Annotated in this window: 13 protein-coding genes; 1 reads left to right on the forward strand and 12 read right to left on the reverse strand. The window is 46.1% G+C overall.

Features of this window, described 5'->3' with window-relative positions; all coding sequences use genetic code 11:
- The first annotated feature begins 80 nt into the window (after positions 1–80).
- Positions 81–1,322 (forward strand): DUF4861 domain-containing protein, encoded by a 1,242-nt coding sequence (locus I2I13_RS13040; RefSeq protein WP_195649653.1) that lies wholly within the window; start codon positions 81–83, stop codon positions 1,320–1,322.
- A gap of 218 nt (positions 1,323–1,540) precedes the next feature.
- On the opposite strand, the gene I2I13_RS13045 is transcribed toward I2I13_RS13040, so the two are convergent.
- The 12 genes from I2I13_RS13045 to I2I13_RS13100 form a co-directional block, all read right to left on the reverse strand.
- On the reverse strand, positions 1,541–2,011 hold the full coding sequence (locus tag I2I13_RS13045; RefSeq protein WP_195649654.1) for a lipocalin family protein: 471 nt from the start codon (positions 2,009–2,011) through the stop codon (positions 1,541–1,543).
- Positions 2,012–2,059: 48 nt separating this feature from the next.
- Entirely contained in the window at positions 2,060–2,779 is a 720-nt protein-coding gene (locus I2I13_RS13050) for a hypothetical protein (protein ID WP_370540833.1), read from the reverse strand.
- Positions 2,780–2,884: 105 nt separating this feature from the next.
- Positions 2,885–3,520, reverse strand: a complete 636-nt coding sequence (locus I2I13_RS13055; protein WP_195649656.1) for an outer membrane beta-barrel protein — start codon at positions 3,518–3,520, stop codon at positions 2,885–2,887.
- 20 nt (positions 3,521–3,540) lie between these two features.
- Positions 3,541–4,032: a hypothetical protein gene (locus tag I2I13_RS13060; protein ID WP_032842839.1), complete on the reverse strand. Its 492-nt coding sequence runs from the start codon at positions 4,030–4,032 to the stop codon at positions 3,541–3,543.
- Between the two features lie 99 nt (positions 4,033–4,131).
- Positions 4,132–4,362 (reverse strand): hypothetical protein, encoded by a 231-nt coding sequence (locus I2I13_RS13065; protein WP_148367870.1) that lies wholly within the window; start codon positions 4,360–4,362, stop codon positions 4,132–4,134.
- A 685-nt stretch (positions 4,363–5,047) separates the two neighbouring features.
- Entirely contained in the window at positions 5,048–5,662 is a 615-nt protein-coding gene (locus I2I13_RS13070) for a polysaccharide deacetylase family protein (RefSeq protein ID WP_148367818.1), read from the reverse strand.
- A 119-nt stretch (positions 5,663–5,781) separates the two neighbouring features.
- A complete protein-coding gene (locus I2I13_RS13075) occupies positions 5,782–9,195 on the reverse strand; it encodes a DUF2723 domain-containing protein (RefSeq protein ID WP_195649657.1) in 3,414 nt (1,137 codons plus the stop codon).
- A 199-nt stretch (positions 9,196–9,394) separates the two neighbouring features.
- Entirely contained in the window at positions 9,395–10,216 is an 822-nt protein-coding gene (locus I2I13_RS13080; protein WP_195649658.1) for a metal ABC transporter ATP-binding protein, read from the reverse strand.
- 37 nt (positions 10,217–10,253) lie between these two features.
- Positions 10,254–11,183, reverse strand: coding sequence for a metal ABC transporter solute-binding protein, Zn/Mn family (locus I2I13_RS13085; RefSeq protein ID WP_074559799.1), 930 nt, complete (start codon positions 11,181–11,183; stop codon positions 10,254–10,256).
- A 44-nt stretch (positions 11,184–11,227) separates the two neighbouring features.
- Positions 11,228–11,974: a tRNA (5-methylaminomethyl-2-thiouridine)(34)-methyltransferase MnmD gene (mnmD, locus tag I2I13_RS13090; protein WP_195649698.1), complete on the reverse strand. Its 747-nt coding sequence runs from the start codon at positions 11,972–11,974 to the stop codon at positions 11,228–11,230.
- Positions 11,975–12,040: 66 nt separating this feature from the next.
- Positions 12,041–12,520 carry a YqaA family protein gene (locus I2I13_RS13095; RefSeq protein WP_117610918.1) on the reverse strand — a complete coding sequence of 160 codons (480 nt, stop codon included), beginning with the start codon at positions 12,518–12,520 and terminating at the stop codon, positions 12,041–12,043.
- The gene (locus I2I13_RS13100) at positions 12,505–13,515 is read right to left on the reverse strand and encodes a hypothetical protein (protein WP_195649659.1); all 1,011 of its coding nucleotides are present in this window, start codon (positions 13,513–13,515) and stop codon (positions 12,505–12,507) included. The genes I2I13_RS13095 and I2I13_RS13100 overlap by 16 nt, the downstream gene beginning before the upstream one ends.
- Positions 13,516–13,636: the final 121 nt, after the last annotated feature.

Here is a 13,636-nt window from a genome sequence, read left to right on the forward strand (position 1 = left end):
TGGAGCTATATATCCAACATGCCGGATATAATAGCCTCTAATTTACAAAGTATATGTTATTTATTCAATGTAGACTAATTATGAGAAAGATATTAATTCTGTTTGCTGTAGCCTTGATCGGTTTTGCTTCCTGTGCCGACAGCAAGCAGTCAATGACAGTCACAGTGACCAATCCTTTGGCTCTTGAACGGGCAGGGGAGATGGTTGAAGTGCCGATGAGCGATGTGGTCGCTAAATTGAAACTGGCGGATACGGCACAGATTGTGGTGCTTGACGTCGACGGTCAGCAAGTGCCTTATCAGGTGACGTATGATGAGAAGGTGGTTTTCCCCGTTACGGTAGGGGCAAACAGTGCGGTTACTTATACCATTCAACCGGGCACACTTGCACCTTTTGATGTCATTGCTTGCGGTAAATACTACCCCGAACGTCTGGACGACGTTGCCTGGGAGAATGATCTTGGCGGATTCCGTGCTTATGGTCCTGCTTTGCAGGCTCGTGGAGAACGTGGTTTCGGCTACGATCTTTTTACGAAGTATAACACTACGGAACCGATTTTGGAATCTCTGTATGCTGAAGAGCTCAATCCTGAAAAGCGTGCCAAGATAGCCGAACTGAAAAAGACAGACCCGAAAGCCGCTTCCGAATTGCAGAATGCCATCTCTTACCATATCGACCATGGATACGGTATGGATTGCTATGCCGTAGGACCCACATTGGGCGCCGGCGTTGCCGCTTTGATGGCCGGTGACACTATTATCTATCCTTACTGCTATCGCACACAGGAAATCCTTGATAATGGTCCACTGCGTTTCACGGTGAAGCTGGAGTTTAATCCGCTGGTGGTCCGTGGAGATTCTAACGTGGTGGAAACACGCGTCATCTCCTTGGATGCAGGTTCTTATCTCAATAAAACTGTTGTTTCATATACCAATTTGAAAGAAGCAATGCCGGTAACTACGGGGCTTGTGTTGCGTGAACCGGACGGTGCGGTGGTGGCAGACGCTGCAAATGGCTATATCACTTACGTAGATCCTACAACTGACCGTAGCGGTGCAAACGGTAAGATATTTGTCGGTGCTGCGTTCCCTGCACAGGTAAAAGAGGCGAAAGTGGTTCTTCTTTCCGAAAAGGAAAAAAAAGATCGTGGCGGAGCCGACGGTCATGTGCTGGCTATCAGCGAATATGAGCCGGGTGCTGAATATACTTATTACTGGGGATCTGCCTGGGATAAGGCGGCTATCAAGACTCCGGATGCCTGGAATAAATACATGGCTGAATATGCGCAGAAATTGCGTACTCCGCTGGCGGTGGCATATTAATGCGCTAAATTGCTTATACGATCACAAAAAGAGGATTGTCGGGGTATGTCGAAATACCTTCTTTAATTTCTTTTTAGTCACGGAGTGAGTGATTTGTTATTGAATATCATGCGTCTTTTTCAATAGATTAGGCAAAAGTTTCTTTGATAAAAAGAAACTTTTGCCTAATCTTGTCTTTCTAAAGAAGAAAGAAATTTTTGTGTTACAATGTTTTTGAGCTATCTCTTAAAAGCGTGTTGTTCGTAATATTCGTATGTCGTTCCGTCTTCTTTCTCTTTTTCACGAAGTTCATAGACTAATTCATTATCAGTCATTGTGGTCACTGTCCACACTTCTGTGTAATTATCTTCTTCAGTGTCGATGAGAGTCAGCTTATTGCCGGAGTAACTCCATGTACCATGATAATAATTAGTACTTCCGGAAGAGTTATAAACGTCTTTCTCGACATAAGTACCATCTTCCTTGAACTCTATGGAGTAACGATTGGTTCCATTTACAAAATCTTCTTTAGAGTCATTTACTTTTTCACCATCTTCCCATTCTTGTGAAAGATAGTACACTCCATTCCATGTTCCTAACAGTAAATCGCGTGAACCGACAGTGTCATCGTCGTCATCGCCACAGGAATAAATGCTGAATGACAGTAATACTGCAACTATGCAAACGGTTGCTTTCCAGATTGTTTTCATAATAAATTGTTTTAATTGTTTAATTTTGAGATGATTTGTTTTATGGGTTTATTTGATAATCGTTTCCACATGTCCATTCTTGAAGAACAGGTAGAACGAGCTGGAATACATCCATTGCACTTCTCCATTTGATTCTTGAATAGTCTGCGGTTTGCCGAAAGCCAGCAGACATTCATCTTCTGTCATGCCTTTCACCGGCTTGTTGATGCTGATTTCATTCCAGTGAGTGATTGGTGAAAGTTGGTTCGTTACGATGAAGTCGAACATTTTATTCAATATTTGCGATTCCATCTGTACGAAGTCATCCATGATTTCTTTGTGAGATGCTTTCTTGTCCGGTTGCAACTTCTCCATGGGAGTGATTTTCTTCATTATCACTGCTGATGATTCTATCCGTATATTGGAAAGATAGTAGACCAACTTGCCGTCTTTTACTTGAAACAGGGCTTTGCAATAGTAAGTATTCTTCTGATTTGAATCTGCTTGCGAGGCAAGTATCAGATCGCAACTGAAGTTTTTAGCCGGTACGTTTACCTCTGTGATCCCTTCCCGTAGCTGCGGACAGACATTTTTGACGGTCCATAACAGTGCATTAGCGTAGATGTTCTCGTCTTGCATGCTGCTGAAAGGGGTAAATCCGCTGACCACATATTTATTGCCGTCTGCACTGATGGGATAGCTCTTTTTCTGTTCGGTGAAAGTCTGTGCTATCAGCGGGATAACTCCCGTCAGCAGATACATGATTGCCAGAAATTGTCGTTTGGTCATCATATTCCGTTATTTTTAAGAAAACAGCATCCACGGCCCTTTTTGCGAAGAGAAAAGATCGTGGACGCTGAATAAATAATATGGTTTATTGAGGTTTGGTTGTCCTTAGAAGGCAATACCCAGACGAATCATAAAGTTACTGGTCTTGAATCCGTCGGCATCGCTGAATGTATCTATGAATCCGCGTTGATAGGTGAGATCCAGGTTGAAACGGTTGTACCAGACTCCTACACCGATATTCATACCGGCATCGAAATGATTGTAGTCAACTTCCATGTAATCTGCGTAATCTCCCCAACTGATGCTCTCCCCGTCTGTTTTCATTTTACTTGTGTAATCGTAGCTGGCAAAGACTCCTACATGTGGGTCGATATGAACATTGTCCGCCACTGCAAATTTCCATCCGAATGTGAACGGAGAGTATTGTATATTATGAGCCATGCACTTCGTGTCTTCCACTTTGAAACCACGGGAGCCGAGTCCAAATTCCATTCCCCAGTATCCTCCTGTGCTGCCTAAAGGCTTCTGGTAGCCAAATGTTGCGTTATATCCGATGTTTGAGTCAGCTCCTTCGGCTCCGTCACCGGAGAAGTTCATGATATTCAAACCTGCACGCAAGAACCATTGTGTGCTGCTGGCTTGCTTCTCTGTTTTGACGATTGCGCTTCTGGATGATACGATTTGCGCTTGAGTTCCTACGCACAATAAGAGTGCGGCAACCATTGATAGTACTTTTTTCATTGTTATTTATGTTTTAGTGATTAATTCTTATTCTTAACGACAGGTGCTATCTGGCTTCTTCCATCCGTGGGTGATAGCTTCTGCAGACGTATCCATTCATAATCGTCCTGGGTGGCAGGATGCCAGTTGACGAAGATGCCGGGATAACCTACTACTGTAACCGTGTATCCCCCTGTTTTTTCATTATCTTCCACTTTGAAAGTGGCTCCCATGATGACATCGCAGTTGTATTTGATGGTGGACAGATACGTCCCCCATGCACGGATGTTGTCAAGTTCTCCTTTCATGGCGATCTCCACTTCCTCTTTGCTTAGTGTCCATTCATCCTTGATCCGTCCCTTATCTTCCAGTATTTTCACCTCGACAACTGTGGGTTTGACACAAACTTCAGTAACTGCATCGCCTGCACGTGCCTGTGCATCACGAAACTTGAAGACCGTCTTTTGCGCATGGGCTCCGACGGCACAACCGACAACCAGAGCAATAATCAGAAATAGTTTTTTCGTTTTCATGTCCTTTTGTGATTAGATGTTAATATGTCTGCAAAGGTATGCGAAAGGAGTATACCACTGGGAGAAAGCATAGTTCCAAGAAAGAAACGGAATTGTATCCTATTTGGATACACTCGGGAAGTTTCCGGTGTTGATGCTGTCGGAAAAATCGCGGAAGAAATCGTGTCCGAGGATGCAGGAGATGCGCCAGAGCAGGTGGATGTCGATATTCTCTTTCCGGAATATCTTGTAAACATTGGGGCGTGTGCAGCATAGTTGGGTAGCGAACCAGGTGACGGTGCGTCCCTGTTCGTGAAGCGTGCGTTCAATAAGTTGTCCCGCATGAATCATGTGCCTATTCTGCTTATGTGTGTCCCCCCAGACTCCCGTTGGGCGGACAAATTCATCTAATGTTGACAGGAATATATAGAAAAGGCGTGGGAATCTCATCTTCGTCCGTTCCGTGTTCAAGGCCTTCGCAATGCCAACTACCGGGAACGAACAACGTAGAAAGCCCACGCCGATATGTACAACACCCGTAACCTCCCTTTGTTTGTCAAAGTGAGGCACGGATGTATATAAATACACATCAGGAGGACGTCTTAGTTGCTGTCCGTCATTCCGATAGGTCAAAGTTTGCGAAGTTTTGAACACAAATGACAAACGCTTGTAAACGTCTTCTCAATATAAACATCTCTCTCCCGTCACCCGAAGGCTTTCTGCGGAAGAGAACGTTGCAAATGTATAAAAAAATACGGTTGGAAAGGGTAATGTGAATCAGAAACTTTTTGAATGCAGGTTGTTTTGCCCTCTTTTTGCCCTTTACCGGGCGAAATGCGGTTGCGCTGACATCTTATAAGAAAGAGGAGGAATCTTTCAATTTTGGGCACGAAACGGGCTTTAAACTACAAAAGCCGGGGTATAATACCTCGGCTTATATTTTTTCTTCTTGTCAGGGAGCTTTTTTTATTCATCAGAAACCTTCCTTTCTTATCAGGAAGCTCTGTTCTTTTCGAAGTTTCTGTTTTCTCAAAGATTATAACACCTTGAATTCATAGCCTTCCTCTTTCAGGAATTCGATAGCGCGTGGAAGTGCGTATTGCAGGTTGCCGTTGTTCCATGACTTCAGCGAATCGTGGAAAGTGATGATGGAACCGTTTCGCGCATAGCGTTTCACGTTGTTCAGCACTTGTTCCGGACTCATCCGTTTACTGTAATCACGGGTCACGAGATCCCACATAATAATGCGGTAATGATAGCGCAACGTATAATACTGCCTGAATCCCATATGTCCGTGTGGCGGACGGAAGAGATCGGAATGAATCATATCATCTACCTTTCTGGCATTTGCCAGGTAATCCGGATTGGAATATTCAAATCCACGGATGTGGTTGAAAGTATGGTTGCCGATGCGGTGTCCGTGCTCTACCACCATCCGGTATTCATCCGGGTGTTTGCGTATATTGTCGCCTACCATGAAAAAGGTAGCTTTAATATGATGCTTTTCCAGTATTTCCAGTACCCAGGGAGTCACTTCGGGGATGGGGCCGTCATCGAAAGTCAGATAGACTGCCCGTTCATTCGGGTCCATCCGGAAGATAGCCTGTGGATACAACGCCCGGAAAAGCCAAGGTGGTTGTTCTATAAACATGAAAATCTGCGTTAAACAAGTATTAAGTAATAAGTATTAAGTAATAAGTATTAGGTATTATACCGTGCGGAAGACATGTCGGAAGCTGCGAATAATACTTATTACTTAATACTTGATATTTATTTCCCTTTCATTCTCGTTACGTATTCGTTGTATAGTTGATCGAGTTGCGTTGAGTAATGTTTTGCGAGTTCTTCTGATTTGTATTTTTCCATTAAGCGGACTTCGGCGTCAAGCAAGCTGGCGTTGTACACGAAGTTTTCGCTGGCGATGGCAAGCTGGTTATCGTTCAGGCTAAGATACCAGATCATGTATTCGAGCGACTTGTTGGCAAGTTCGTCGATGATCTTGTTGGCTTTCTCGTTCTGTCCCAGTTGATAATAAGACTCTGCCATTTGGAAGGCGCCGTTTGCCCAGTCATACGGTACGTTGTATGCCGGAATCATCTTTTCAGCGTAATCGAGCGCGGCGAGTGCTTTGTCCTTTTTGTCTTCTTTGATGAGCTGACCTACAAGTTGCGTGAAGATACGGCGGTGCGTGTAGCACATGCGCATCACGTTCTCGTCAATGTAGATACCCGGTTTGTCGATACCGCCGAACTTGAACTTGTTCATTAGGTTGTCGTACATCTTTTCACTGTCGATCTTGCTGTCCAGCTTGTCCGTATCGAACGGAGTGAAGCGGTAGGCGAGACCCTCCTGTGTGAAGTGGTTGCCCATGCCCAGATGGTTTTCGCTTCCTACGGTGATTGCCATATAGATAGGTCGTTCCCAGTTGGCATTGGCAAGCATCTCGAGCATCATCAGTTCACTCTTGTAAAGGGCGCGTTTCGGGTTGCCGTTGGCGTCTCTAAGGGTGATTGTCATGTATTCGGGGATAGAGTCGCCCAGAGCTTCCGGAATCTTCATGCCGGAGCGGCGTACGGCTTCCTTATCTATCTTCATGACGATGCTGTCCGTAGGGATGAGCGGGAGCTGTATTTCTTTTCCTGTCTTTTTGAGAAGTTCTTTCAATTGGTCGTTCTTGCCAAGCATCCAGCGGTTGATGATTTCCTTCAGTTCATAAGGATTCTCACCGAAGATGGAGTGAACGAGTGACAATATGGTAGTGTCTCCCTGTGCAGCCAGTTCGTTTGCCTGTTTGAAATAGCTGTCGATGAGAGCCTTCATTTCCGGACGGATAGAGATATATTCGTTTTGTCCTTCCACGTATTCCACACGGTCCCAAGTGATAGGGAGTGACGGAGAATCGTAGGCCGGACGTTTCATCTGGTCGATATACCAGTCGGTTTGCAGGTAACTTAAGTTACAGGTACGGGCATCCGTGCGGAAACCTTCCGTTTCCTGATTGTACCACAATGGGAAGGTATCGTTATCACCATTGGTGTAGATAATCGGGTTGCCTTCTTCCTGCAAAGTCATCAGGTAGTTCTGTCCGAAGTCGCGGGCAACGAAGCGTCCGCTGCGGTCGTGGTCATCCCATGTCTGTCCCGCCATCTGGATGGGGACGAACAAACAGAGCACAGAAGCCAGAATGGCTGCCGGAAGTTCCTGCATCTTGGCATAATCCCGCAACATACGGATGATGCCTGCCACTCCCATACCTACCCAGATAGCAAAGGCGTAGAACGAACCGGCATACGCATAGTCTCGTTCACGGGGTTGCGCAGGAGTTTGGTTGAGGTAGAGTACGATAGCGATACCTGTCATAAAGAACAGGAAGAATACCACCCAGAACTGCTGGATGCCTCGCTGGCTATGGTAAGCCTGCCAGAAGAGTCCGATCAAACCGAGAATCAGCGGCAGACAGTAGAATACATTATGACCTTTATTGTTTTTGAGATCTTGCGGAAGCAATTCCTGGTTACCTACCAGCAGGTTGTCGATAAACGGAATACCGGTGATCCAGTTGCCGTGCTCGATTTCTCCGCTACCCTGTATGTCATTCTGCCGTCCGGCAAAGTTCCACATGAAGTAACGCCAGTACATGAAGTTCAACTGGTAGGAGAAGAAGAATTTGATATTTTCCCATTGGGTAGGCATGTTTACCATCACCATTTCTCCACACTGGTCATAAGGAACGTCATATCCCTTGATGTCCACCCATTGTTTGTAGAGCGGTGCGTGTGACGAACTGTACATACGCGGGAAAAGCATATTCTGTGCATATTCGTATTCCACACGTCCGGGAAGTTCGATATAAGAGTCTTTTTCGTCGGGCGAAGTCTTTTCCTTGCGGACAAACTTGCTTCCTGCTTCCGACTGGCGCGGGATGCAATATTCGTCTTTTACATCGAGTGCCACTTTCGAAGAGAAGGCAGGACCGTAGAAAAGCGGGCGGGTTCCGTATTGTTCACGACCGAGGTATTCGCCCAGTGTGAATATATCTTCCGGTGAGTTCTGGTCCATCGGAGTGTTGGCAGTAGAACGGATAACGATCAGTGCATAAGAAGAATATCCGATTACGATCATCATGGTGCACAGCAAAGCCGTGTTCATGGTGCGGGCGGTGATACGCCATCTCTCTTTGATCTTGGCCTGTACACTCGGAGCGAGGTAAAGTCCCAGTGCGGCGATCACCAAAATACCGATGATGATACTGCTGGCTCCGTGTCCGTAGAACGGGATACCCAGTAGAGCAATCGTCAGGATAAAGGAGATAGCCATGCGTGTTTTGCTCTTTTCGGTATAGCTTTCATATACGCCCCAGATTAGAGCGGCTGCAAGCAGGATGATGTAAACCACTACACCTGAATTGAACGACATTCCGAGTCCGTTGACAAACAACAGCTCAAACCAGCCGCCTACTTTCACAATACCCGGTACGATGCCGTATAGCACAGCAGCAACGAGCACCATTGAACCGCAGAGAGCGATTAACGAACCTTTAGCAGTAGCGTTTGGAGTTTTCTTGTAGTAGTATACCAATACGATGGCGGGCAGACAAAGCAGGTTCAGCAGGTGGACACCGATACTTAATCCCGTCAGATAGGCGATGAGGATAATCCAGCGGTCGCTATGAGGCTGGTCGGCCACGTCTTCCCATTTCAGAATCAACCAGAAAACGACAGCGGTAAACAGGGAGGAGAAGGCATATACTTCACCTTCTACGGCGGAGAACCAGAATGTGTCACTGAACGTATAGACCAGTGCACCCACCAGTCCGCTACCCATAATCGTGATAAGCTGTCCTTTGGTGATATTGTTTTCGTCAGTGATAATCAATTTGCGTACCAGATGGGTGATGCTCCAGAAAAGGAACAAGATACAGGCACCGCTCATCAGGGCGCTCATGTAGTTCACCATTTTAGCAACGGTAGTCACGTCGGAAGCAAATTGAGTAAACAGGTTCGCCATCAGCATGAAGAAAGGTGCGCCGGGCGGGTGTCCGACTTCCAGTTTATAGCCGGTGGTTATGAACTCCGGGCAATCCCAGAAACTTGCGGTTGGTTCTATTGTCAGGCAGTAGACGGTTGCCGCAATGATGAATGTAAGCCAACCCATAAGGTTGTTTACGGTTCTGTACTGTTTCATTAGCACTATCGTAGTTTATTCGTTAAAAACAAATTATGAGGTCGCAAAGATAGTGATTTGTAAGGATAATGAGGAAGAAAGTAAGAAATATTAAGTAACAAAGGGGTGATTTACTATCTCTTTCACTCTTCCGGGAGGCAGCAGAGAGGGAAGATACATTTTAAAACAAGATAGCTGGATATCTATATAAAGTCTATGTTTAATGATGGTGATGATGCTCTCCTAAAACCCGGTGAGGCAATGTACCGTGTCCCAATAGCTCGATAGGGCAGTTGAAGTTCCTTTCCAGCCATTCGGTAGTGACGCCTGTATCCGGATGGTAATCCAGCGTTTCGTTGACACAAGCGATGGATTTCACCTGCTGCAACACAGTGCCGATATCATGGCTGACAAGGATGATGGCACACTCTTTATTGATCTCAGCCAATAACTCATAAAGACGCGCTTCGAAACGCTTGTCGATATACGTGCTGGGCTCATCGAGAATCAATACCGCAGGGTCGGAGATGATGGCGCGTCCCAACAGGGCACGTTGCAGTTGTCCGCCGCTTAATTGTCCGATAGAACGGTGTTCGAGGCCTTCGAGCCCCATGCGGGAAATAATCTGTCTGCCTTTCTCCTTCTGTTCGGGAGTGAATCGGGAAGTGAGTGACTTTTGTATGCTCAATCCGGATAGAATCACTTCTTCCACGGAAATAGGAAACTTCCGGTCTATGGTGCTGTATTGAGGCAGATAACCGAGGAGGGGAGAGGATTTTGCGGAAGAACTTTGCCGGGAACTTTTGGCAGATGGTTTTGCAGAAGTCTCTTCAGGGGTCTCTTCAGGTGTATGGAATATAATTTCCCCTCCCGTTGGCTTCAACAGACCGAGGATGCACTTTATAAGCGTTGTTTTGCCGCCTCCGTTCGGACCTATAATACCTAGAAAATCCCGTTCGTAGATGCTTAGATTAACATCGTGAAGAACAGTGCGGCCGTCATATCCGGCAGAAAGATTCTTTATTTCGATTATTGGTTTCATCGTTGGAAATGGCTTGATGGGTTCTTTCTTTATACGTTTATTTTGTTGCCGCCTGTGGCGCAAGGGCTTTGGCTACATTCAGCATTTCTTCTTCCCAGTCGTAACTTAGCGGATTGATAGGGATCACTTTCGTTCCGGTTTGCTGCGCGATGGTTTCCGCATTGCGTTTGTCAAATTCCGGTTGCACAAAGATAACGCGTACATCCTCTGCCTGACACAGGTCTATCAAGGCTTTCAGATGGGCGGGGGAAGGCTCTTTGCCTCCTTCTTCGATGGAAATCTGATGCAATCCGTAGTCGCGGGCGAAGTAGGAGAGGGCTGGATGATAAATCATGAAGGCTTTGGCTGCTTCGGGAACGGAGAGTTGACGGCGAATCAGGCTGTCGGTGTGCTGGATGCGCTGGCAGAGCGAATCGTAACGGTTTCTGTAGTATACTTCATTTGCCTTATCCAGTTGGCTAAGGGCTTTGTAGGTGTTTCCTGCAATGATTAAAGCATTACCGGTGGAATTCCATACGTGCGGCTCTACGGCGTGGATATGTCCGTCGTGGCTGTTATGTCCGTGGGTGTGGTCGTGGTCATCATTGTTGAGTATGAGGTCGATCCCTTTGGAGGTGTCGAACACTTGGATATGGGGGGTATTGTTCATTAAACGATCCATCCAGGTCTGTTCGAAGCCGATGTATCCGATGCGGAAATAAGCTTTGCTGTCTCCCAGAGAAACAAGTTGTTGGGGGACAGGATCATAAGTTTCCGGGCTGGAACCTTTGGGGACCATGCTGACTACTTTAAATTTATCTCCGGCAATAGCTTCCGTGAAATAACGTTGCGGTTCCAGGGTGACGGTAATCACCGGTTTTGCTTCGTCATCGTTGCCTGCTTGGGAAGAGCGTCCTGTGCAGGCTGCCATTAGGAGGCAGGCACTAAGGAGGAAAAGGGTTCTCATATCTTTTAGTTGTTTTTTCATGACTTCTTCTATTTCGGGGTTTCTTTCTTATCTTGTTCCTATTCTTATTTCCGGGCCCGTAATATTTCCCGTTTACCACCCGGAGGTCCGGGCAGGCGTTCTACTGTGAATCCGGCTGTCTGTAACATCCGGCGGACGACACCTTTGGCGCAGTAAGTGGTCAGGATGCCGTCTTTATCTAATAAAACGTAGAGGCGGTTGAATAGTTCTTGCGACCACATTTCCGGCTGCTTTTCCGGTGCAAAGGCATCGAAGTAAATGAGGTTAAATGAAGGATTCAGGGCAGGTGATTCAGCGTTGGTTACGCTATCATTGACATTGCTTATTGTTCGTTCTCTGTTTTCAACCCATTTATTAACGTCTGTCTCTACTTTCTGTAGGGTGAAGTGTGGAGTGAGTTGCACGTCTTTCTCCCAAGGTGATGTATGAAGTTGCTTAAACAATTCGATGGCCGGTTGTTGCCGGTCGGTCGTTGTTAATTGTTCATCATTGGAGATATATCCTAGTTGCTCTATCGTCTGCCATTCCAGCGGATAGAGTTCCAATCCTGTATAGTGTATATTCCGTCCGCTTCTTTCTGCTTCTTCGAGGGTGAGCCAGGCGTTTAGCCCTGTCCCGAAGCCGATTTCAAGAATACGCGGAGTAGTGGCGGAAGAGGCTTTAAGTCCCATATCGATGAAAATATGTTGAGACTCCGTGCGTGCCCCTTTCGTTGAATGATAATGTTCATTCAATTCCGGAACAAACAGGGTAGCACTCCCGTCATCGGTTTTCTCAATAATCCTTTTCATCATACAATCTCTAATACTTACTGCCTAACGTCTAATACTTTATACTTACTACCTAATACTTATTTCCTATCCTGCCATAGCATCCCAGGCACTTTCGAGCACATACAGGAGGAGGATATAGCGTATCAGTTTGCCGACAAACATGGAAACGATGGTGAGCCATGTGTTGCTTCGCATAAATCCCAGTGCAATGGCTATCACTTCCCCAATGGCGGGAAGAAAGGTGAAGAAGGCCATCAATGCTCCTTTTCCTTGCAGGAATTTCACCATTTTGTCTACTTTCTCTTTCTTTACCTTGAAATATTTCTCAATCCAGCTGATTTTGCCCAGACGCCCCATGTAGTAGCAGGTCATTCCGCCTACTGTGTTGCCCAAAGTGGCGGAGATCAGACAGGCTATCGGGGGCAGACCGAGTTTCACCAGTGCCACCAGTACCAGTTCGGAACTGAAAGGCACGATGCTCCCAGCCAGTAAAGCCGAGATGAATAATCCCGGGAGTCCCCATTCTATGAGGAGTTGTATCGTTGAATCTATAAAAGCGTCCATATATTAAAAGCGAATAAGAGGATGAGACCGACCAATGAAAGGATGAAAAACACATTCGAACTTTTACTATTGGTCAGTACAAAGAAATGTCCGATCAGGATGCTGTTGCTTATGATAAGCAAAGGCAATAGGGCACTGCAATATATCGGTTGCAGGGCAATCAGCAGGAACAGGAAAATCGTCAGGTCTATCAGGAATTGGAGATAGGCGCGTGTGCGTATCTTATCCTCAAATCCGGCGGCGATGCAATGGACGGCACTGACGATAAACATCACCAACAGATAACCGAGTATTGCCAGTTCCCAAGGCTGGAGGATTTGCAGGTTGAAGAATTCCCCGAAAGTTAGTAGCTGATTGAAAGGGCGGTAGAACAACTCCATCTCGTTGTAGAAGAAGGCATGTCCGAACAACATCCAGTATGGCAGCATCCATCCGAGCAGCGCACCGCAGAAACTACGCGGAGTGAGCGACTGGAAACGGTAGGCTTCGAGCAACCAAAGCACCGAGAGGATGGTGAACTGTGGGAACAGAATACTTCCTGCTCCGATAAAGAAGAAGGAATAGAATAAATAACCCGCAGCTTGAGTTTGCTGGTAGCTTTTAAACAGAAAATAAATGGAAATGAGAAAGCCCAGGGCAACAATATCTCCTGTATATAGGAAATGCATTTTCGGGCAGACGGTGACCAGCAGGAAATAGATAGCCGTCTGCATGGATGCCCTCATACGGATAATGCTGAACTGATTGTTCAACTCTATCAGAAAGTAGCCGATGGTTGCATAAATCAGGAAGCTGACAATCCGGTCTGCCCATCCCGGAAGCAGAAAATCACGGGTGGGTTGCCAGGAAGAAGGGCTGCCTTCGAGTACGGTTGAGGCTATGGAATTGGGAAATAAAAAGTAAGTCAACACCCAGCACAGGGCGCAGATAAAGATAACGGCAGGCAGGGTCCACCGTCCTGCCGTCACTTGACTTTGTAGTCTTTTATTTCTCATGAGTTTATTACTTGTTATCTCTTGATTCTATAGGTACATTCGGTTGATATTCTGGATATTAATATCCTGCATGCTCGATGTTGACAACCATCCTGTCAGCTGTTAATACCTGATTCCTCAA

Origin of the sequence: Bacteroides sp. D55t1_190419_B8, assembly GCF_015558905.1 — a bacterium.
Classification (GTDB): domain Bacteria; phylum Bacteroidota; class Bacteroidia; order Bacteroidales; family Bacteroidaceae; genus Bacteroides; species Bacteroides vicugnae.

Coding starts and splice junctions, on each gene's coding strand:
- I2I13_RS13040 (WP_195649653.1), top strand. CDS start 81: ATGAGAAAGATATTAATTCTGTTTGCTGTAGCCTTGATCGGTTTTGCT.
- I2I13_RS13045 (WP_195649654.1), bottom strand. CDS start 2,011: ATGAAAACAATCTGGAAAGCAACCGTTTGCATAGTTGCAGTATTACTG.
- I2I13_RS13050 (WP_370540833.1), bottom strand. CDS start 2,779: ATGACCAAACGACAATTTCTGGCAATCATGTATCTGCTGACGGGAGTT.
- I2I13_RS13055 (WP_195649656.1), bottom strand. CDS start 3,520: ATGAAAAAAGTACTATCAATGGTTGCCGCACTCTTATTGTGCGTAGGA.
- I2I13_RS13060 (WP_032842839.1), bottom strand. CDS start 4,032: ATGAAAACGAAAAAACTATTTCTGATTATTGCTCTGGTTGTCGGTTGT.
- I2I13_RS13065 (WP_148367870.1), bottom strand. CDS start 4,362: ATGATTCATGCGGGACAACTTATTGAACGCACGCTTCACGAACAGGGA.
- I2I13_RS13070 (WP_148367818.1), bottom strand. CDS start 5,662: ATGTTTATAGAACAACCACCTTGGCTTTTCCGGGCGTTGTATCCACAG.
- I2I13_RS13075 (WP_195649657.1), bottom strand. CDS start 9,195: ATGAAACAGTACAGAACCGTAAACAACCTTATGGGTTGGCTTACATTC.
- I2I13_RS13080 (WP_195649658.1), bottom strand. CDS start 10,216: ATGAAACCAATAATCGAAATAAAGAATCTTTCTGCCGGATATGACGGC.
- I2I13_RS13085 (WP_074559799.1), bottom strand. CDS start 11,183: ATGAAAAAACAACTAAAAGATATGAGAACCCTTTTCCTCCTTAGTGCC.
- mnmD (WP_195649698.1), bottom strand. CDS start 11,974: ATGAAAAGGATTATTGAGAAAACCGATGACGGGAGTGCTACCCTGTTT.
- I2I13_RS13095 (WP_117610918.1), bottom strand. CDS start 12,520: ATGGACGCTTTTATAGATTCAACGATACAACTCCTCATAGAATGGGGA.
- I2I13_RS13100 (WP_195649659.1), bottom strand. CDS start 13,515: ATGAGAAATAAAAGACTACAAAGTCAAGTGACGGCAGGACGGTGGACC.